General features: G+C 65.9%; 21 protein-coding genes. 9 read left to right on the plus strand and 12 right to left on the minus strand.

Features of this window, described 5'->3' with window-relative positions; genetic code table 11:
* Window positions 1–733: 733 nt before the first annotated feature.
* The 8 genes from ACG2LG_RS05150 to ACG2LG_RS05185 all read right to left on the minus strand — a co-directional run bounded on the left by ACG2LG_RS05150 (window position 734) and on the right by ACG2LG_RS05185 (window position 7,168).
* Window positions 734–2,623 (minus strand): ABC-F family ATP-binding cassette domain-containing protein, encoded by a 1,890-nt coding sequence (locus ACG2LG_RS05150; protein ID WP_396256935.1) that lies wholly within the window; start codon window positions 2,621–2,623, stop codon window positions 734–736.
* A 64-nt stretch (window positions 2,624–2,687) separates the two neighbouring features.
* Window positions 2,688–3,041 (minus strand): hypothetical protein, encoded by a 354-nt coding sequence (locus tag ACG2LG_RS05155; RefSeq protein ID WP_396256937.1) that lies wholly within the window; start codon window positions 3,039–3,041, stop codon window positions 2,688–2,690.
* Complete coding sequence (locus ACG2LG_RS05160; protein WP_396256938.1) at window positions 3,041–3,418, minus strand: hypothetical protein; 378 nt, start codon at window positions 3,416–3,418, stop codon at window positions 3,041–3,043. The genes ACG2LG_RS05155 and ACG2LG_RS05160 overlap by 1 nt, the downstream gene beginning before the upstream one ends.
* Window positions 3,419–3,446: 28 nt before the next feature.
* Window positions 3,447–4,229 (minus strand): GYF domain-containing protein, encoded by a 783-nt coding sequence (locus ACG2LG_RS05165; RefSeq protein WP_396256940.1) that lies wholly within the window; start codon window positions 4,227–4,229, stop codon window positions 3,447–3,449.
* 103 nt (window positions 4,230–4,332) lie between these two features.
* Window positions 4,333–4,905: an acyloxyacyl hydrolase gene (locus tag ACG2LG_RS05170; protein WP_396256942.1), complete on the minus strand. Its 573-nt coding sequence runs from the start codon at window positions 4,903–4,905 to the stop codon at window positions 4,333–4,335.
* A gap of 44 nt (window positions 4,906–4,949) precedes the next feature.
* A complete protein-coding gene (locus ACG2LG_RS05175; RefSeq protein WP_396256943.1) occupies window positions 4,950–5,465 on the minus strand; it encodes a hypothetical protein in 516 nt (171 codons plus the stop codon).
* 71 nt (window positions 5,466–5,536) lie between these two features.
* Entirely contained in the window at window positions 5,537–6,022 is a 486-nt protein-coding gene (locus ACG2LG_RS05180) for a hypothetical protein (RefSeq protein WP_396256945.1), read from the minus strand.
* 6 nt (window positions 6,023–6,028) lie between these two features.
* On the minus strand, window positions 6,029–7,168 hold the full coding sequence (locus ACG2LG_RS05185) for a glycosyltransferase (protein WP_396256947.1): 1,140 nt from the start codon (window positions 7,166–7,168) through the stop codon (window positions 6,029–6,031).
* A 173-nt stretch (window positions 7,169–7,341) separates the two neighbouring features.
* On the opposite strand from ACG2LG_RS05185, the gene ACG2LG_RS05190 reads away from it, so the two are divergent.
* Window positions 7,342–9,504, plus strand: coding sequence for an excinuclease ABC subunit UvrB (locus ACG2LG_RS05190; RefSeq protein ID WP_396256949.1), 2,163 nt, complete (start codon window positions 7,342–7,344; stop codon window positions 9,502–9,504).
* Between the two features lie 25 nt (window positions 9,505–9,529).
* Window positions 9,530–10,021, plus strand: a complete 492-nt coding sequence (lepB, locus tag ACG2LG_RS05195; RefSeq protein WP_396256951.1) for a signal peptidase I — start codon at window positions 9,530–9,532, stop codon at window positions 10,019–10,021.
* Window positions 10,022–10,160: 139 nt separating this feature from the next.
* Here the strand turns inward: lepB and tnpA are convergent, their stop codons facing one another.
* Together tnpA and ACG2LG_RS05205 are read right to left on the minus strand one after the other, a co-directional pair.
* Complete coding sequence (tnpA, locus tag ACG2LG_RS05200) at window positions 10,161–10,604, minus strand: IS200/IS605 family transposase (protein WP_396256952.1); 444 nt, start codon at window positions 10,602–10,604, stop codon at window positions 10,161–10,163.
* A gap of 354 nt (window positions 10,605–10,958) precedes the next feature.
* Window positions 10,959–11,831 carry an alpha/beta fold hydrolase gene (locus tag ACG2LG_RS05205; RefSeq protein ID WP_396256954.1) on the minus strand — a complete coding sequence of 291 codons (873 nt, stop codon included), beginning with the start codon at window positions 11,829–11,831 and terminating at the stop codon, window positions 10,959–10,961.
* 104 nt (window positions 11,832–11,935) lie between these two features.
* Between ACG2LG_RS05205 and ACG2LG_RS05210 the strand changes: the two genes are divergently transcribed.
* The 4 genes from ACG2LG_RS05210 to ACG2LG_RS05225 are packed head-to-tail and all read left to right on the plus strand — an operon-like array spanning window position 11,936 to window position 15,491.
* Window positions 11,936–12,490: a TetR/AcrR family transcriptional regulator gene (locus tag ACG2LG_RS05210; RefSeq protein ID WP_396256956.1), complete on the plus strand. Its 555-nt coding sequence runs from the start codon at window positions 11,936–11,938 to the stop codon at window positions 12,488–12,490.
* Window positions 12,491–12,534: 44 nt separating this feature from the next.
* Window positions 12,535–13,962 (plus strand): SDR family oxidoreductase, encoded by a 1,428-nt coding sequence (locus ACG2LG_RS05215; protein ID WP_396256957.1) that lies wholly within the window; start codon window positions 12,535–12,537, stop codon window positions 13,960–13,962.
* A 52-nt stretch (window positions 13,963–14,014) separates the two neighbouring features.
* Window positions 14,015–14,761 (plus strand): spermidine synthase, encoded by a 747-nt coding sequence (locus tag ACG2LG_RS05220; RefSeq protein ID WP_396256959.1) that lies wholly within the window; start codon window positions 14,015–14,017, stop codon window positions 14,759–14,761.
* Between the two features lie 55 nt (window positions 14,762–14,816).
* A complete protein-coding gene (locus ACG2LG_RS05225; RefSeq protein ID WP_396256961.1) occupies window positions 14,817–15,491 on the plus strand; it encodes a hypothetical protein in 675 nt (224 codons plus the stop codon).
* Between the two features lie 47 nt (window positions 15,492–15,538).
* On the opposite strand, the gene ACG2LG_RS05230 is transcribed toward ACG2LG_RS05225, so the two are convergent.
* Complete coding sequence (locus ACG2LG_RS05230) at window positions 15,539–15,973, minus strand: hypothetical protein (protein ID WP_396256963.1); 435 nt, start codon at window positions 15,971–15,973, stop codon at window positions 15,539–15,541.
* Window positions 15,974–16,208: 235 nt separating this feature from the next.
* Complete coding sequence (locus ACG2LG_RS05235; protein ID WP_396256965.1) at window positions 16,209–16,640, minus strand: septal ring lytic transglycosylase RlpA family protein; 432 nt, start codon at window positions 16,638–16,640, stop codon at window positions 16,209–16,211.
* Between the two features lie 178 nt (window positions 16,641–16,818).
* On the opposite strand from ACG2LG_RS05235, the gene ACG2LG_RS05240 reads away from it, so the two are divergent.
* From ACG2LG_RS05240 to ACG2LG_RS05250, 3 genes are read left to right on the plus strand one after another with little or no spacing between them, the layout of a single operon-like run.
* Window positions 16,819–17,490, plus strand: a complete 672-nt coding sequence (locus ACG2LG_RS05240) for a hypothetical protein (protein ID WP_396256967.1) — start codon at window positions 16,819–16,821, stop codon at window positions 17,488–17,490.
* Window positions 17,491–17,509: 19 nt separating this feature from the next.
* Complete coding sequence (locus tag ACG2LG_RS05245) at window positions 17,510–17,863, plus strand: cupin domain-containing protein (RefSeq protein WP_396256968.1); 354 nt, start codon at window positions 17,510–17,512, stop codon at window positions 17,861–17,863.
* Complete coding sequence (locus tag ACG2LG_RS05250; RefSeq protein ID WP_396256969.1) at window positions 17,860–18,417, plus strand: DNA-3-methyladenine glycosylase I; 558 nt, start codon at window positions 17,860–17,862, stop codon at window positions 18,415–18,417. The genes ACG2LG_RS05245 and ACG2LG_RS05250 overlap by 4 nt, the downstream gene beginning before the upstream one ends.
* The last annotated feature ends 245 nt before the right edge of the window (window positions 18,418–18,662 follow it).

Here is an 18,662-nt window from a genome sequence, read left to right on the forward strand (position 1 = left end):
TGGTGCCCCATGCGCGTCTGGGAAGCGAAGAGTTTCTTTCCTTCATCAGAGATCGGAGGCATTGCCATTCGAGAAATTGCTTCGAGAAAATCTCTTTTTCGGGTCCGGTTGCAGGACGCCTTTCGGCCGGGCTTGGAGGAGGTGGTGGTTGAGCGGCGAGTGGAGTAACCGCTGGAAGCCGGGAATGGGATTTCTGCTCGACGCTTCGGTATCGTCCAGTCCCTGAGGCTCGAGGTGCCCCCGTGAAAAACTGAAGCATCCCGCGGCTCTTTACTGAGGTTCTCCGCTTGTGACCGGATCGGGTGGCAGGGGTTTCATGCAAACAGTCCTGATGGGTTTGGATGGAAGAAAGTCAGACTGGTCAGTGGTATGACATGGAGTGAACACCCGGTCGAAATTCATCGGCAGACCGCTGTGGCGACTTCGGTTCGCAGCAGTCGCGCTCCTGGTTTTTGCCGGATGCTCGGGTGAGCCCGGGCAGAAGGAGGAGCAACTGCATGCCGAGGCTTCGCTTGCCCTGGACGAACGCGGGGAAACAGCCGGAAGCTATGCCGAGGTTTGGGATTTCGGGACGGTACCCGGAGGAGCGTAGGCGGGTCGCAAATTGCCGCTTGAGACTGTTTCGCCTGCGCGCGCTGAAGGGCTCAGGAATTTCGTTGTGCGCCAATCCACGGGGTGAACCCCGTGGCTACCCGCCGCGATCCTGAAGCGCGATCGCGTGGCCCGGCCGCCTTCAGGAAGTCAGCGAGCCCAGCTCTTCCCAGCGGGCGTAGAGGCGCTCGACCTCGACCTTGGCGGCGTCGAGTTCGGCGACGACGGCGGGGACTTCGTCGAAGTGGTTCTGTTGGAAGTCGGGGTCGTTAAGCCTCGCCTCGAGCGCGGCGGCGTTTGCCTCGGCCTTCATGATCTCATCCTCGATGCCCTCGAGTTCCTTTCGTTCCGCGAGGGTGATCTTGCGCGGCTTGTCGGCGGGCTTCTCCGCGGCGCGGCGCCGGGCCTCGGCCTCGCGGGCGGCGGCCTGCGCCTGGGCGCGGTGGATGGCTTCGCGCTGCCCGCGCTTTTCGAGATAGTAGGAGTAGTTGCCGGGCGTGACGTGGATGCCGTCGTCCTCGAAGGCGATGATGCGGTCGCAGATGCGGTCGAGGAAGTAGCGGTCGTGCGAGACGACGATGGACGCGCCGTCGAAGTCGGCGACGGCTTCCTCGAGCATGCGCAGGCTGGGCAGGTCGAGGTCGTTGGTCGGCTCGTCGAGCACCAGGAGGTTGCCGCCGGTCTTGAGCACCTTGGCGAGCATCAGCCGCGCGCGCTCGCCGCCGGAGAGCAGGTCGACCCGCTCGTTGATCCGGTCGTCGGAGAACAGGAAGCGCCGCAGGTAGGCGCGGGCGCCGATGAGCTGGTCGCCGAAGTGGAGCTTCTCGTTGCCCTCGGCCACCTCGTCGAGCAGCGAGCCGGTGCCGTCGAGCTCCATGCGGGTCTGGTCGATGTAGTTCACCTTCACCCGCTTGCCGATCCGGGCGGTGCCTTCGCTGGGTTCGATCATGCCGAGGCAGAGCTTGAGCAGGGTGGTCTTGCCGACGCCGTTGCGGCCGACGATGCCGGTGCACTCGCCGGCGCGCAGCGAGAGCGTGAGACGGCGGAACAGCCAGCGCGGCGAGCTTTCGCTGCCGACATTGACCCCAGCCTGCTCGAGCTCGACCACGCGGTCGCCGAGCGGCGGGGCCGGCGGGATGAGGAGGTCCATTTCCCGCTCCTCGGGCGGGGCCTCCATGCCTTCGATTTCGTAGAACTTGTCGAGCCGGTGGCGCGACTTGGTGGTGCGCGCCTTGACCCCGGCGCGGACCCATTCCAGCTCCTCGCGGAGGAAACGCTGGCGGCGGCGCTCGGTCTGCTCGGCGACCTGCCGGCGGATGGCCTTCGACTCGAGAAAGGCGGTGTAGTTGCCGGGGTGCGAGTAGGCCTTGCCGTGGTCGATCTCGACGATGCGGGTGGCGATGACGTCGAGGAAGTAGCGGTCGTGGGTGACGAAGATGACCGCCCCGCCGTAGCTCTTGAGGAAGTCTTCGAGCCAGCGGATCGAATCGGCGTCGAGGTGGTTGGTCGGCTCGTCGAGCAGCAGCAGGTCGGGCTGCGAGGCGAGCGCCCGGCACAGCGCGACCCGGCGCTTTTCCCCGCCGGAAAGCGGCGCGGTGGGGGCGTCGAGCGGGGCGGTGCCGAGGGCGTTGGAGAGCGCCTGGATGCGGGAATCGAGATTCCAGCCATCGGCGTGGTCGATGAGCTCAAGCAGTGCGGCGAGCTCCGCCTCGGAGCCGTCGCCCTGCTCGTAGCGGTGGATGGCCTCGACCACGTCCGCCGCGCCGGCGGCGATGTTTTCGTGGACCGACTTCTCCGTATCGAGTTCGAACTCCTGGGGCAGGTGGCCGATGCGCAACTGGCGCTGGGTGGCGATCTCGCCCGAGTCGGCGGCATCCTGGCCGGTGAGGATCTTCAGCAGGGAGGTCTTGCCGCAGCCGTTGCGACCGACGAGTCCGACCTTTTCACCGGCTTCGACGGCGAGCGTGACGCCGTCGAGCAGCGTCTGGTGGCCGTAGGAGAGCCGGAGGTCTTTGGCGGAAAGGAGGGACATGGGCGGGCGCGCCGGGACCATCGGGCGTTGCCTGCCGGATGGCCAGCGAAAGCCACGCGGTCCTTCACGGGACTTGTCGTGCCGGGTGCATCCCGTGGTGCAGGGTCCAGGCGAGACACAGGAGCGAGGTGGCGGTGGAGAGGGTCGTGAGGATCCAGAGCGAGTTCCAGATGATCGCGATCTCGTAGACCTTGTAGACCCACTGCATGATGTCCATGGGCAGCATGCTCGCGCACCAGAGCATCCCGTAGAACAGCCACAGGCCGAGGCCGAGCAGGCTTGCGCCGAGGCCGATCCGGCTCGCAGGCGTGCGGATCAACAGGTCCAGCTTCCAGAAGGCGAGCGCCATCAGCACCGATCCGGTGATTGCCACCAGCGAGATGGCCGACGAGAGGAAGGAAAACACCAGCCAGTCCATCACGCTTGTCCGGGTAGGGGGTGCATCTGGCGGATGAACCGCCGCACGAGAATCAGCATCCCCACGGCGATGAGGAACATGCCGCCGGTGGTGATCAGATGGAAAATCTGCATCACGGCGAAGTAGGTGTGGGAAACCTCGGTGTTGTTGATCTGGATGGTCGAGCCCGTTTCATTCAGGGAATACTCGCCGGCCAGCAGCGCGTTGATCGCCTCGGGTCCGAGCAAGGCTTCGGCGATGGCGAAGATCTCGCCGCAGGGAGCCAAGATGGTGCCGATCCGCAGCGCCAGGGGAAGGGGCGCCTGACGGTGGCGGAGAACGGCCAGCAACAGCAGCAGCAGCGCGATGCTGGTGACAAGCGTATGGAAGATTTCCATGACGGTGAGTTTCGCTGCGCTCCCCGGATCAGTAGCTGCTGTCGCCGAGGAACACGGCGGCAATGTTCAGCACGACCATCAGGATGACCAGGCCGACCATCACCCAGGTCAGCACCTTGCCCGCGGCATCCAGTTCCCGGTGGTACTCGTAGCCGGGAGGGCAGGCGTACATGCGCCAGCCGATCCAGATGCTCATGATCGGGACGAAGCTCCAGAGGATGGCCCAGCCGGACATGCCGAGGTTTTGGACCCGCTTCACGCCGAGGTAGAAGCCGACGATGGTTCCGAGGAAGATCGCGACCATGCCGACCAGCGCGATTCCCTCAAGGCCGGATCCGGCGGAGATCTTGATGCCGATGAAGAGAAGGGCGTAGGTGATGACGGTGACCGCCATTTGCAGAAGGAAGTAGGCCAGTCGGCCGATGCCCGGATATTCGATCGGGCCGTCTTGAAAGCCGGGGCCGACCTCGAAGTTCGCCGGTGTCTGGTAGGGATCGATCTTTAGGGTGCTTCCGGCTGGAGCGGCGGCAGGGGCTGGATCCGCCGGTTGCCCGACCGGGGCCGCGGCGGATCGGGCCATTTGTGCCTTCACCGCCGAGGGCACGGGGAGGCCGTCGGGCCTCTTGAGATCGGCCATCGAGGCCTCGGCAAGCACGCCCGATTCGGCGAGTTTCTTCCAGTCGGTGGCCTCCTGCTTGCGGGCCAGCGTGTCGCCCGCGCGGATGACCCCGGCCGAGAGCATCGTGCCGATCTGGGCGGCGGTGAGGGGGCCTTCCTCCTTCCCTTCGCGGGAGATGAACCATGCCTGCATGCCGGGACGGACTAACAGGTTGGGGGCAGCCGGGCAATCCCCGAAGACGACATCAGCCGCCGGCCTGCTCCCGCGGCGGCCCGATGCGTGACGGCGCGGTCTTTCAGAACCGCCAGCCGAGGCCCACGGTGAAGCCGAGGGCGTCGATGCCGGGGTTGGGCGAGGTCTGGCCGCCGTTCGAGTGGTGGACGAAGTACGCCCCACCCAGTAGCGAGAGGTTCTCGGCGATTTCCTGCCGCAGCCCGAGGTGGGCGAACCAGTTGAGGGTGAAGTCCTGACCCTGGCCACCCGGCACATTGGTCGAATCGGTCAGGCCGACGCCGCCGCCGATGGAAAAGAAGGCGGAGGTCTTGGCTCCGGGGAACCAGTACTCGATGGAAGGCGCGCCGGAGAGGCCGAAGTAATAGCTTTCCGGCCCCACGCTGATCGTTTCCATCATCAGCGAGAAACGGCCGCGGACGATGAGTCGCGCGCCGTTCTCATCCTCCCACCAGGTCAGGTGGGTCGGCGTGCGCAGGGTCAGCTGGGTCGGCACGATCTCGTAGTCGATCGGCGTGTTCGAGCCGACATTCCACGTGTAGCCCGACTCGAGGGTCAGCTCCCAGGCGTCGGCCGGATGATCATTGGCCGCCAGTGGAGCGGCAGCGGCGAGGAAGAGGAAAAGCAGATTCTTCATTGGAACTTGGGACTTCTCACTTGGAACTTCGGGCGGGATCCGGACTACGGCGTTGCCTCATCGTCACCCGGCACCGGGGGAATCAGGTCCTCGCGCATCAGCAGCAGCTCGAGGTCGAGGTCGTCGAGCAGGTCGGCGGGTGTCTTGACGATGGTCATGGCATACGGCGCCATGCGGTCGAGCTCGGCGACCGTGCAGTGGACCATCGAGGTGATGATGTCGGCGTCGTATTTCTCGCGGTCGAAGAGGTTGGTGATGCGGAAGACGAGGCGCTGGCGGTCGATGTCGTACTCGAAGCCGCCGAGGTTGAGGTTCTTGTTGGCCCGGGCGAGCAGTTCGAGGCCGGCGGGGAGATGGTCGTCGTCGAGCGGCAGCGGGGTCTCGCCGATGATCGCGAGCGCGTTCATCGGCGTGTAGGCCTGGGCGATCAGCTCGATGCGGGTGTGGTGGCCGGAGAAGACCGAGCGGAGCACGTCCTTGCCCTCGACCGGTTCGCAGTGCCAGCTGTTGCGGCCGAAGGCGTCCTCGACGGACTGGATCTGGAGGCTGGGTGGGCGCATCGCGGGGAAGTTCTAAGTTCGAAGGGCCGGGTTCCAAAGCGCAAAGCGCGCGATCGGGCGGGTCGTCGGGTTCATTCGGTTTCCTCTTTCCCGGCGGCGGTTTCTTGGGAGACGCGGCCCTGGAGGGCTTTTCCGAGGAGTGGGCGCCTTGCCTTGGGGATGGGGGCGAGGTCGAGGTGGATGCCGGCCTGCTGTCCGGCGTCGAAATGGAGGGTGACGTAATGTTTTCCAACTTCCACCGAGTGGATCTGCCCCCACGGGATCATCTGCATGCCGGCCACCGGGCGGAAGAAGGGGAAGATCTCCACCCCGAGGGGGCTGAGGATCAGATAGGCGCGGCGGGTGCAGTGGAGGGCGACCCGCAGCGATGCCCAGCACAGCACTGCGGGCAGGATGGCCCAGGCCGATGAGGGCAGGTCGGGGTTTTCATCCTGATGGAGCCCGACGGTGAACAGAGTGATCGCCGCCGCCGCCGCTGCTGCGGCGAGAATCCAGAACGGCACGGCCTGGGCCGCTCGGGTGAAACGCAGCTCCTTATGGGGTTCGGCAACCGGCATCGAGGGTCAGTGGGGGGCGACGAGGTCGAGCACCGTGCGGCGGAAGGTTTTCTGGAACCCGGGAATGCTCATGCCCTGCCGGACGCGGTTGCAGAGTTCCTCGGGCGGAGGCGGCATGCCCCGGTCCACGTAGTCTCTCAAGGCGGCGGCGACGGCGGCGCTGGAGTTGGCGTCGATGTGGAAATCGTCGGGAAGGATGTCGTGCATGCCGTCGCGGTCGGCGCCGAGCACCGCGGTTCCGCAGGCCAGCGCTTCAAGCATCACCAGGGGCACGCCTTCGTAGCGGGAAGGGATGACGACCGCGTCGGCCGCCGGATAGAGCTTCGCCGTGTTGGCCCATGGGATGCGCCGCACCCGGTCGCCGAGTTTCCGCGCCTCGATCAGGCGGTCGACGAGTTCGCTGTCAGGGCCGTCGCCGGCGATCACCAGATGGCATTCGGAAAGCGACGGACGCGAGAGGGCGCGGATCAGCCGGTCCTGCTGCTTCTGCCGGATCTCGACCCGGCCGACGCAGGCGAAAAGCGGAACGCCGGGCGGCAGGCCCAGTTCCTTCCGGCATTCGTCGCGATCCGCGGGGACGAAACGCTCGGTGTCGATCCCGGGAAGGACGACTTCGACCGGAACCTTGGCACCGCGTTCGTGAAGATGCGCGGCGAGGGCGTCGCAGCTGGTGATGAAGGCATCCGGCCGCTCGATCAGCGTCGGGGTGCCCCAGTCGAGCAGGCGCCCGAGCTTGGCGCCCATGGTCTGGTAGGAATGCGGCATCGCCAGGAAGCTGATGGCCCGCACTCCGCATTTCCGCGCGGCGAGAATGCCGAGGGAGGAGGGTTCGATGCCGCCCTGGACCGAGATCACGGCATCGGGCTCCAGCCGGCGGAGGGTGGCCGAAAGGTCGGCGATCCGGCCACGGAAAAAGAAATGACGGATCGCCTCGAAGTGGGTCACGCGTTCGTCGGTTTCCTCGACCGACAGGTTCGGGAAGCGGGCGGCAAGTTCCCCCAGTCGCTTGACCAGCGTGGTGTTCTCCTCGCAGGCGATGAAGTGGATCCGGATGCCCGGTTCCTCGAGAAGCGCCTCCAACCCCAGCAGGGTCATCGCCTCGTGGCCGCCGAAAAGCGGACGATCATCGTAAAACAGGAGGGTCACGCCGGAGCATCCATGACGGAAATGGGGCCGTGGCGCAAGCCGCTGGCTTGCGGGAGTTGGTCGTGCCGCCGGCGCGGCCCTGCACCATTCCGGGACGGAGTCCCGGAAATCTCTCGCAAGCCATCGGCTTGCGCCACTTGCGGCCCACGCCCGGCGGGCTTAGGAATCGGCGGATGGCATTCGAGTTGGTCAGCGATTACGAGCCGCAGGGCGACCAGGGCCCGGCGATCGAGAAGCTGGTGAAGTCGCTCGAGGCCGGCAACGCCCACCAGACGCTGCTGGGAGTCACCGGATCCGGGAAAACCTTCACCATGGCCAAGGTGATCGAGCGCATCGGCCGGCCCGCGCTCATCATGAGCCACAACAAGACGCTCGCCGCCCAGCTCTACTCCGAGTTCAAGAACTTCTTCCCCAACAACGCGGTCGAGTACTTCGTCAGCTACTTCGACTACTACCAGCCCGAGGCCTACATCCCGCGGACCGACACCTACATCGAGAAGGATTCGTCGATCAACGACGAGATCGAGCGCCTGCGGCTGTCGTCGATGGGCTCGCTGCTCACCCGCGAGGACACGATCGTGGTGGCCTCGGTGAGCTGCATCTACGGTCTCGGCTCACCCGAGGACTACGAGGGCATGATGGTGCCGGTGTGGGTCGGCCAGCAGGTCGGCCGCGACCAGTTCCTGGAAAGCCTCGTCTCGCTGTTGTTCGAGCGGAACGACATCGCCTTCGGTCGCGGCAAGTTCCGGGTGCGCGGCGACGTGGTCGAGGTCCATCCGGCCTATCTCGACGAGACGGCGGTGCGGGTCGAGTTCTTCGGCGACGAAGTCGACCGGATTTCCACCATCGATACCCTCACCGGGACGAGGATCGAGTCGGTGGACCGCCACACCTTCTTCCCGGCCAAGCAGTTCGTCACCCCCGGCGACAAGATGAAGAAGGCGATGGTCGAGATCCGCAAGGAGGCCGACGCGCGGGTGGCGGAGTTCGAGAGCCAGGGCAAGCTGATCGAGGCGCAGCGTCTGCGGATGCGCACCGACTACGACCTCGAGATGATGCGCGAGATGGGCTTCTGCCAGGGGATCGAGAACTACTCGCGCCACCTGACGGGGCGGCCGCCCGGGGCCAGGCCCTACACGCTGCTCGACTTCTTCCCCGACAACTTCCTCACGCTCATCGACGAGAGCCACGTGAGCATCCCGCAGATCGGCGGGATGTACGAGGGGGATCGTAGCCGCAAGACGGTGCTCGTCGACCACGGTTTCCGGCTTCCCAGCGCGCTCGACAACAGGCCGCTCCGGTTCGACGAGTTCATGAAGATGACCGGGCAGCGGCTCTACGTTTCCGCGACCCCGGGGCCTTTTGAAATGGTCAACTCGCGCCCGGACAACGCCGGCTTCATCCCGACCAAGGGCAGGGACGGCGACCGGGGGCTGACCATCTTCGACATCCGGAAGATGAACCTCAGGCTCAGCGGGGCGGATGAGCCGGTCGAGGACTTCGACGTCGGCAAGCCCGGCCTGCCGCTGGTCGTCGAGCAGATCATCCGCCCGACCGGATTGCTCGATCCGGTGATCACGCTCAAGCCGCTCAAGGGCCAGATCGACGAGACCATCGAGCTCTGCCGCCAGCGGGTTGAGAAGGGCCAGCGGATCCTGGTGACCACGCTGACCAAGAAGACCGCCGAGGATCTTTCCGAGTATCTGCAGAATGTCGGGCTCAAGGTCCGCTACATCCATGCCGACGTGGATGCGGTCGAGCGGGTGGAAATCCTCCGCCAGCTGCGCGCGGCGGAGTTCGACATCCTGGTCGGGATCAACCTGCTGCGGGAGGGGCTCGACCTGCCCGAGGTCTCGCTGGTGTGCATCCTCGACGCCGACAAGGAGGGTTTTTTGCGCAACGAGACCAGCCTGATCCAGACCGCGGGGCGCGCGGCCCGGCACATCAACGGCGAGTGTGTGTTGTTCTGCGACCAAGTGACGGATTCGATCCAGCGCCTGCTCGACGTCACCGAGTATCGCCGGGAGAAGCAGGTCACCTACAACGACGAGCACGGGATCACGCCGCAGAGCGTGAAGCGGGCGGTGCAGGAGAGCCTGCACCTCTACTCCAACCAGCGCGAGAGCGCGGAGAAGCTCAATCGATCCCTGGTCGCCGACGACGAGGAGGTTTACGACAAGGTGCGGGTCATCGCCGAGTTGGAGAAGGAAATGCGCGATGCCGCGGCCAAGCTCGAGTTCGAGCGTGCCGCCCACCTCCGCGACCAGATCGCCCAGCTCAAGGACGGCGGCACGCCGAAGAAGAAGCCCGCGAAGAAGCGGGTAAGGTATCGGTGAGGGAGATCCGGAGAATGGAGATCAAATGAGCAGGAAAATTCGGAGTTGGGTGGTCATTGGGATTCTGGCGTCATGTATGACGTCCTGCACCAAGAGGCTGAAGCAAGCTTCGTCGAGCATGGAGCCGACGATCCGTGCTGGTGAGATGGTTTCAGTCGATCGACTCCACAGCCCGCCAAAGCGATGGGACGTAATCGTCTTCGAATCTCCGCTATCCGGGAAAGGACACTGGATTTCCAGGATCGTCGGCGTGCCAGGTGAGACGGTCGATATCCATTCGGGTCAGCTCGTGGTAAATGGCCGAGTGATGCCGTTGCCTAAGCATGTCAAAATCGGCAAATATAGGAGGCCCACACCTCTCCCATCCTCAAGTGCTCCGGGTCCGATATCGTTTCCATACAAACTCAGGGCCGGCCGGTATTTTGTCCTCAGCGATAACGTCTCAAATGCTCTGGACAGCAGGTATTGGGGCGGGCTGGATGAATCAAAGATTCTAGGGATCGTTCCCGGTAAATGACACTCACGACAGTCGAGTTTTCCGACGCCGGAGGCGTCAAATCATGGTAGCCGGGGGTTGAGCGAGGCACGAGCGACACCCCCGGTAATGAGTCGCCGGAAATCCGCACCCCGGCAGGGGTGCCATGCAAGGTGGTTGCTCAATCCAGATACCGTTCGTCGTAATCGACTCCGGCACGCTCCAGAAAATCCACCAACTCGTCGCGAAACGTCCGCACACGATGGTGTTCTTCCTGACGGGCGATGTAGCGCATCACCTCGTTGCGGGCCGATGGACTCACGGTGAGTGCGGCGTAGCCGTTTTGCCACGAGAACCCGGGCAGGTGGCTTTGGCCCACCCACGAGGATGAGGCCTTCTTGAGCTCACGGACGAAGTCGGAGAGACACGCGGTGGGTTTCAGGGAAACCAGCAGATGCACATGATCGTGGATGCCGCCCGCGATCCGGGGGTAACCCCCGAGCCCTTCGGCGGTGCCGTGCAGATAGCGGTGGAGGTCATCGCGCCAGGACTTCTCGATGCATGGCTGCCTGCATTTGGTGGAGAAGATCAGGTGGTAGTGGAGACTCGTGTAGGTGGATGGCATGGCGTTCGTTTGAACATACAAAAGTCGGGTTCGGTGGGGCCAGCCCAAAGCATGGCACCCCTGCCGGGGTGCGGATTACCCGGTCGCGCGGGACCGGGGGTGGTCGTCCGCGTTCCGCGGACTCGACCCCCGGCTACCATCATGTGACGCCTCCGGCGTCCGGCACGGCCCCCGGGCCGGAGCATGATGAGCTGCGCGGACCCGACCCCCGGCTACCATCGTGTGACGCCTCCCGCGTCCGGCACGGCCCCCGGGCCGGAGCATGATGGGCTGCGCGGACTCGACCCCCGGCTACCAACATGTGGCGCCATCGCCGCTGGGCGGGTCGGCGGACGTGGCCGGGTCTCTCCTGTTTCAGCCCTCCTTGAGCCAATCCAACGCCTCGCCGGCGTGGTTCACGGGCAGGGAATAATGGCCCTGGCCCTCGATCCATGAGGTCTCGGCCGTGGGAACGGTGGCGGCGAGTTTCCGGGCGACTTCGAAGGGCAGGTTGGCGTCGGCCTTGCCGTGCCAGAAGTGGACCGGCACGGTGATCTTCCCCGGATCGAAGTCCCACTTCGAAAGGTAAACCTCGCCGTCCTCGAGCATGCCGGGGGCGCCCCGGCGGGTGGCCTCGCGGAAGCTGCGCGAGACCACCGCCCAGCCGCCGCTGCTGAAAATCGCCTCGCGATCGACCTCGGGAATGCTGCGGAGCATCCAGGACATCGGAGCGCGCTCCGGGCCGCGGGCAACCATCCACCGGCTCAACCGAACCACCCCCGGCAGGGCCATGCGGCGGAGCCGGGTGCTGGTGGCGAGCGTCCGGTAAACCCAATGCATGTGGCTGCGGTCCGACTTGTCCGCCAGCGGCGGCGCACCGCAGAGGATGGCGGCGCGCTCGATCCGATCCCCGAGGCCGGCGCAGGCGGCGAGAGCGTAGGGTCCGCCGCCCGAGACGCCGAGGATCCGGAAACCTCCGATCCCGAGCTGATCGGCGAGGCCGGCCAGATCGTCGGGCCAGTCGCTGAAGTGGCGGCCGGGCCGGGAATCGGAGTGGCCGACGCCGGGGCGGTCGGGGGCGATGATGGCGACTCCTCGCTCCCGCGCGATCGGATCGAGAAAGGCGGCCTGATAGCGCGAGCTCGGCCAGCCGTGGTGGAAGATCACCGGCATGCCGGCGGGATCGCCGTACCGCGCGTAGCTGAGGCGGCGTCCGTCCGGCAGCGTGGCGCAAAGATCCTCCTCCATCGGCGAGGAACGTGGGAGGGCGTCGCCCCGAATGCAAATGCCGGCACGGCCTGAAGCGAACTTTTCGGTCGCAAACAGACCAGGCGGTCTGTTTGCATCGGCCGATGAGCAAGGCGCGAAAGAAGCTGGTCGACGCGGCGGGCCGTCTGTTTGCCGAACGCGGCTATGTGCGGGTGGGGATCAACGAGATCATCGCCGCCGCCGGCATTGCCAAGGCGACCTTTTACCAGCATTTCCCCAGCAAGGAGCTGCTCTGCGCGGAGTGGCTGGGGCAGGAGCGCCAGCGGCGGGAAAGCGAATACCGGCGCATCCTCGAGGATCCGCGCACGGTCGGCGAGCGGCTGGAGGCCTTTTACGATCAGTTGCTGGAAAGCCTGGAGCGCGATGGCTACCGTTGCTGTCCCTTCGCGGCCACCGCGGCAGCCACGGATGCGGGGAGCCTGCTGCGCCGCGTGGTCGAGGACGCGCGCAAGGCCGAGCGCGACTTCTGGCGAACTCTCGCCGCCCAGCACGAGTCGTCGAAGAAGGACGCCAAGCACCTCGGCGATGCGTGGATGCTGCTCGCCGCGGGGGCGGTGGTCGAGGCGCGCTCGCTGCGGTCGCCGTGGCCGGTGAAAAAGGCCCGCCGGGCGGCCCTGGCGCTGGGCGGATTGGAGTGACGGGAGTGTGCTGGACAATGCCGCGGCCCAGACAAGAGTGAGGCGTGAATTTGCTTCTTACCGGGGCCAACGGCTACATCGGACTGCGCCTGATCCCCGAGCTGTTGGGGGCCGGCCACCGGGTGACGGCCCTGGTCCGGGACAAGCGGCGCTTTCCCGCCGACGAGTTTCCCGAGGGGCACCTCGAGGTGATCGAGGGCGACCTGCTGCAGCCGGCGACGCTGCCGGAATTGCCCGATGACCTCGACGCGGCCTTCTACCTCGTCCACTCGATGAGTGCCGGGGGCGACTTCGTCGAGAAGGAGCAGAGGGTGGCCGAGCATTTCACGGCATGGCTGGACCGCGGCTCCTGCAAGCGGGTGATCTACCTGAGCGGCCTGGTCGACGAGTCGCGCGAGCTTTCGCCGCACCTCGCCTCGCGGCTGGCCGTCGAGCGGGTGCTGCGGCGGGGAAAGGCGGCGCTCACGGTGCTGCGGGCCTCGATCATCGTCGGCTCCGGGTCGGCTTCGTTCGAGATCGTCCGCGACCTCGCCGAGAAGCTGCCGGTGATGATCTGCCCGCGCTGGGTGGACACCCGCTGCCAGCCGATCTCGATCCGCGACGTGATCGCCTACCTGTGCGGCGTGCTCGCGGTGCCGGAAACCGAGGGCGAGACCTATGACATCGGCGGGCCCGGCGTGATGCGCTACCGCGATCTCCTTGCCGGCTATGCCGAGGTGCGCGGGCTCAGGCGATGGTTCGTTCCGGTGCCCTTCTTCAGTCCTCGGTTGTCGTCGTGGTGGCTCTACCTGATGACCTCCACCCGCTTTTCCCTGGCCCGCGCGCTGGTCGACTCGCTGGAGCACGAAACCGTCTGCCGCGACGACCGCATCCAGCAACTGGTGCCGGTGGCCTTGTCCACCTACACGGTCGCCGTCGATCGCGCCCTGTCGAGGATCGCCCAGAACCGGGTGCCGTCGAGCTGGGTCGACTCGCTGGTCGGCGGGTCGCTGGATCCGCGTTTCATCGATGCGATCCAGGTGCCGCAGCACGGCGTCTACCACGATCGTCGTAGTTGTCGGCTGTCGGCTCCGCGGGACGAGGTGGTGGCAGCCGTGTGGTCGCTCGGTGGCGAGCGCGGGTGGCCGTCGATGAACTGGGCCTGGGACATCCGCGGAGCGGTCGACCGCATGGTGGGCGGCATCGGCACGCGCCGCGGGCGGCGCGACCCGGTCGATCTGCGTCCCGGGGACGCGCTCGATTTCTGGCGGGTGGTGCTGGCCGATCGCGAGGCGGGGCGGCTGATCCTCTACGCCGAGATGAAGCTGCCCGGCGAGGCGTGGCTGGAGTTCGTCGTGCGGCAGGATGAACTGCGGCAGACGGCGACCTTCCGTCCGCAGGGACTGCTCGGGCGGCTCTACTGGTTCGCGGTGCTGCCGGCCCACTGGTGGCTGTTTCCCAGGATGGTGCGTCGCCTGGCTGCGGCGAGGTAGGCCCGGGCTTTTCCTTGGCAAGGGCCGTGGGAGCCGTCATGGCTCGCCGGCCTTGCCACTCCGCCACCATTCCCATGTCGAGACCCCGCACCAGACCATCGAGGTCTGGAAGTCGGCGCAGGCCTGCGAATTTCGGGTGGCCGGGGCGGTTCATGCGTGGTGGCACCAGGATCGGTTCCTGACCGGTCTGGCCTGGGACAACATCGCGGCCGGGGCCTTGCTGCGGCCCGGAGGTCCTCCGAAGTCGGTGCTGATGCTCGGACTGGCCGGCGGCACCTCGCTGCGGGTCCTGCGCCACCTGCTTCCGGATGCGCGGCTGACGGCGGTCGAGATCGATGCGGAAATCATCGAGCTGGCCCGACGATACATGGATCTTGATGCAATCGGGGCGGAAATCGTCGTCAGCGACGCCTACGAGTGGGCCGGGCGGTCGCGGCGGCGCTTCGACGTGGTGATCGACGACTGCTACCTGACCGGAGCGGAGGACGTCTTCCGGCCGCAAACCCGCGCGGACTGGGGGGTGGATCTGCTTGCGGGCCTGTTGCGACCCGGCGGGCTGCTCCTGACCAACCTGATCACCGGCAGCGGCCACCGCCGGATGCAGAGCCGCACCCGGGCCGCCTTCAAGAAGCGCTTTCCTTCGGTGCGTTCGGTCACCACCCCGGAAAGCATGAACGAGACGCTGGTCGGCGGTGACGAGGTTCTTGCGGGCGCGGCCCTGGATCGATGGACCGGGTCGTTTCTTTCGCTGGTCGACCAGCGGCTGTGGGAGTGGATCGAGGTCCGGAAGCTGCGCTGAACCCCGCCTTCCAGCCGCGTTGACATCCCGCGGTGGGGGCGGCACCCTCCGCCCCATGGACACGCTGAAGATTCTGCTCGGAGCCACCCTGGCGCTGCTGCTCGGGGCGCTGGTGGTCTTCACCAACCGGATGAACGACGGCGTCAGCAACGCGCCGGAAGAGGATCTCGTCACAATGCGCCGCCAGCTCACCGAAATGGAGGAGGAAATCCGGCGCCTGCAGATCGAGAAGGAGCGGCTCGCCCTGCGCGAGGCGGCCAGCGAGCCGTCGAGCACCGATCTGGTGACCCGCGGCGAGGCCGAGGAGAAGGTGGGCGATCTCGAGGAACGCCTGAAGCAACTCGAACGCGAGGCGGAGGAAGCCCAGGCCGATGCCGCCCGCGCCGAAGCCGAGGCCGGCTTTCTCACCGAGCGCTACGCCGAGGATCGCAACAAGATGGCCCGCCGAACCCGGCTGATCAACGACGCGATGCTCATCGCGACCATCCAGGAGTGGGTCGAGGATCCGAACTTCGGCGGCTTCGCCACGCTCAACGTCGAGAGCCAGGACAACGTGCAGACCGGCACCGTGCTCGCGATCCGCCGCAACGGCGGCATCCTCGGCAAGCTCCGGGTCGGTGAAGTGACCGTCGAGGGCGCGCTGGCCAATCCGATCACCCGCTTTGACGAGGTCAAACCCGAGCCCGGCGACGAGCTGATCCTCAACGAGGTCGTCGAACTGGCGAACTGACTTCGGGATTCACCCGGGTGGATCGTGCCGGAAGGATCCCCCGCGTTTCACTCGAAGTCCCCCCGCGGCAGATCGTGGCGGTGATCCTTCAGCAGGTCGAAGGGCGTGCCGCAGTACATGCAGCGGAAGCGCTGGGTGGTGATGACCTGGAGCTGCGCGGTCATCCCGTAGTTCAGCGGCCGCAGCCGGTAGGCCTTGCGGTGCTTCGCTGCATGGGTGTCGAGGAGCGGCGTGCCCTTGCACAACGGGCAGCGGGCGGAGCGGCGCGCGATGTAGGTCATCAGCCAGGTGATGCCGATCGCGGCCATCGAGCCGACCAGCCACCAGGCGATCCTTTCCTCGTGCGTGCGGTAGAGGATGTAGGCGAAGACCAGGGTCGCAACAATCGAGAGGTAGTGCAGCAGGGCGAACCACACCGACGCCTTGTAGGGGCGTTTGTGGGGAACCGAACGGGCGCCGTGGCTGTGCTTTCGGAGCGACATGACCGAATGACGCGAGCCCTTGCTCCCGCCTGCCCACGTTAGATGCCCGGCAGCGCTCGGGTGTCAACGCCGGAGCGAATGCCGGGCAGGGAAAAGTGGATCGGGCCCGCCGGCACGACTTCGTGTCGGCCAAAGGAACCGGTTGGGAACCAATGAAGATCCGGTTGCGAACCCATGAAAAAGGCGGCCGACCCGTTAGGGAAAGCCGCCTTGGGAAGTTTCCTCGGCCGGTGGTTCAGCTGTCGCCGGTCTCTGGCTCGTTCTTTTCGAGCACCTCGACCTTCACCGGCACCACACCGCGCTTGTAGAAGCCGATGCGCTTGGCGACGCCTTCGGTCACATCGATGATGCGTCCGCGGATGTAGGGGCCGCGGTTGTTGATCCGGACGATCTCCGACTTGCCGTTGGCGAGGTTGGTCACGCGGACCTTGGTGTCCATCGGCAGGGTCTTGTGCGCGGCGGTGGCGCTGTCGTCGCAGAGCGTTTCGCCGCTCGCGGTGTGGGTGCCGCCATTGCAGCGGACTCCATACCAGGAGGCCTTGCCGTGCTGCACTTCCTTGACGTTCCACTCGGTCGGAGGCGTGCCCTTCCTGGCGGTATTGGCCTGCAGCGCGCAGGAGCAGAAGAGCAGGGAAGCCAGCGGGATGAAGAGGGGTTTACGGTTCATCTGGGTCTCTTTCCGGGTTGCCGCTCCCGAAACGGGAGCGCCGGGGCCATAGGAGCGGGGATACCAGGGGGCAAGCAAAACCGACCGGATTTTTCAACTCAAGCATGGGCTTAATACTAAAGAAATCTTAACTTTTTGGTCGCCAAAGCCCGCAATTGCCTGATATCCGGCCGGAATCATGGCCTCTTGGATTCCTTCGAGTCGTGACCGTTTTACCCCGGCGGACTTCGCGTTTTTGTCCTCCCGGCTGGCTCCCGGGAGGGAAAACCAGCACCTCTGGACGCTGTGGGAGGACCCCGAGGCCCTGCGCGAGATGCTCGATCTCAAGGAAGTGTTGCGCGGGCTCATCGACTCGACCGGACCCTTGTCGGTCTCGGCATCGTTTTATTTCTACGTCCTGACCCGGCACTCCTTTCTCGATGCGGGGATCGAGGATCCCGAGTTGGCGGACTACGTCTCGGGCGTCATGGCCCAGCGCGTGGGCGCCGATCCCAAGGACGTGCTGAAGGGCATTCCCTTCGGCCTCACCCACGCCGCCGACTTCGTTTCCATCCTGGAAAGTGCGCACGGCCGTCTGCGCTTTCACCTGCGGCTCGCGGCGGGCGATCAGTTCCTGGTGCTCACCGGATTGTTTCCCGGGTTCCTCGAACGCCGTTGTCAGCGGCGGGGCGCTCCGGGCATCGAGTTCTACGAGGAGTTCGCGCGCCGGGTCTATCGCGACGCCGCCGACAGCGTCGAAGCCCCGCGCGGTGCGCCCCGGCGGTTGCTCAACGGGCTTTCGGAGTGCCTGCCGGTGGCCCGCCGCTCGCTCAACCGGATCGCCGAGGAATACGTTTTCCTCGGCGAGTAGGTCGGCGCATGCTTCGCGCATGGAAGTCCGCGCCCTTTCCGAGCAGCAGCCGTTCACGACCAAGGACGGCTCGACCATCCGCAGCCTCCTCGACCTGAGCAACGCTCCGGTTGAGAAACAGAGCCTCGCCGAGGCCACGATTCCCGCCGGCGGCGAAACCGAGCGCCACTGGCACCGCGACAGCGAGGAGTTCTACTTCATTCTCAGCGGCACCGGCACCATGGAGATCGACGGCGAGGAGCGGGAGGTCGGCGAGGGCGACGCCATCCTGATCCCCGCCGGCGCTTGGCACCAGATCCGGGCGACCCATGACCTGCGCTTCCTCTGCTGCTGCGCCCCGCCCTACCGGCACGACGACACCTTTTTCGAATGAGCAAGGTGCGCTGCCCGTGGTTGCCGGAAGGCAACGAGGTCTATGCCGACTACCACGACCGTGAGTGGGGCGTGCCCTCGCGCGATGCGCGGTATCTCTTCGAAATGCTGTGCCTCGAGGGTGCCCAGGCGGGACTCTCTTGGTGGACCGTGCTGCGCAAACGCGAGCGCTACCGCGAGGTGTTCCACGGCTTCGAGGTCGAGCGGGTGGCGGCCCTGAGCGATGGCGAACTGGAAGCCCTGCTCACCGACCCGGGCATCATCCGCCACCGCGGCAAGGTGTGGGCCTTTCGCCGGAACGCGCGGGCATGGATCGACCTCGCCGACAGGGAAGGCGACCCGGTGGCCTGGCTGTGGGATTTCGTCGGCGATGAACCGAAGGTGCTGCGCCCGGAGCGAATCGAGGACTATGTGGTGACGACCCCGGAGTCGGAGACGCTGAGCAAGTCTCTGCGGCGGGCCGGCTTCAACTTCGTCGGCGCCACCACGATGCACGCCTACATGCAGGCGGTCGGCATGGTCGACGAGCATGCCGACGGGTGCTTCCGTGCATAGGGGTGATTGAGCCTTTGCGCACCGTGTCCGGGCCGTTCTCCGAAGTTGAAAGCATTCAACGAGAGTCGAAGCCAGTCTGCCACGTTCTGGGCGGGAGCGTGGTAGGCTTTCCATCAAGATGCCATCGATCGAGATGCCAGGCATACAGTATCTTGACGGCGTTCTGCGCATTTGGTAGGAGAACCACAAGTCGATGAAAGCCAACGAGGAAAGCACGATGGAACCTGTCGAGAAGGCCGACCTGC

Source organism: Haloferula sp. A504, assembly GCF_044385805.1.
Taxonomy (GTDB): Bacteria; Verrucomicrobiota; Verrucomicrobiia; order Verrucomicrobiales; family Akkermansiaceae; genus Haloferula.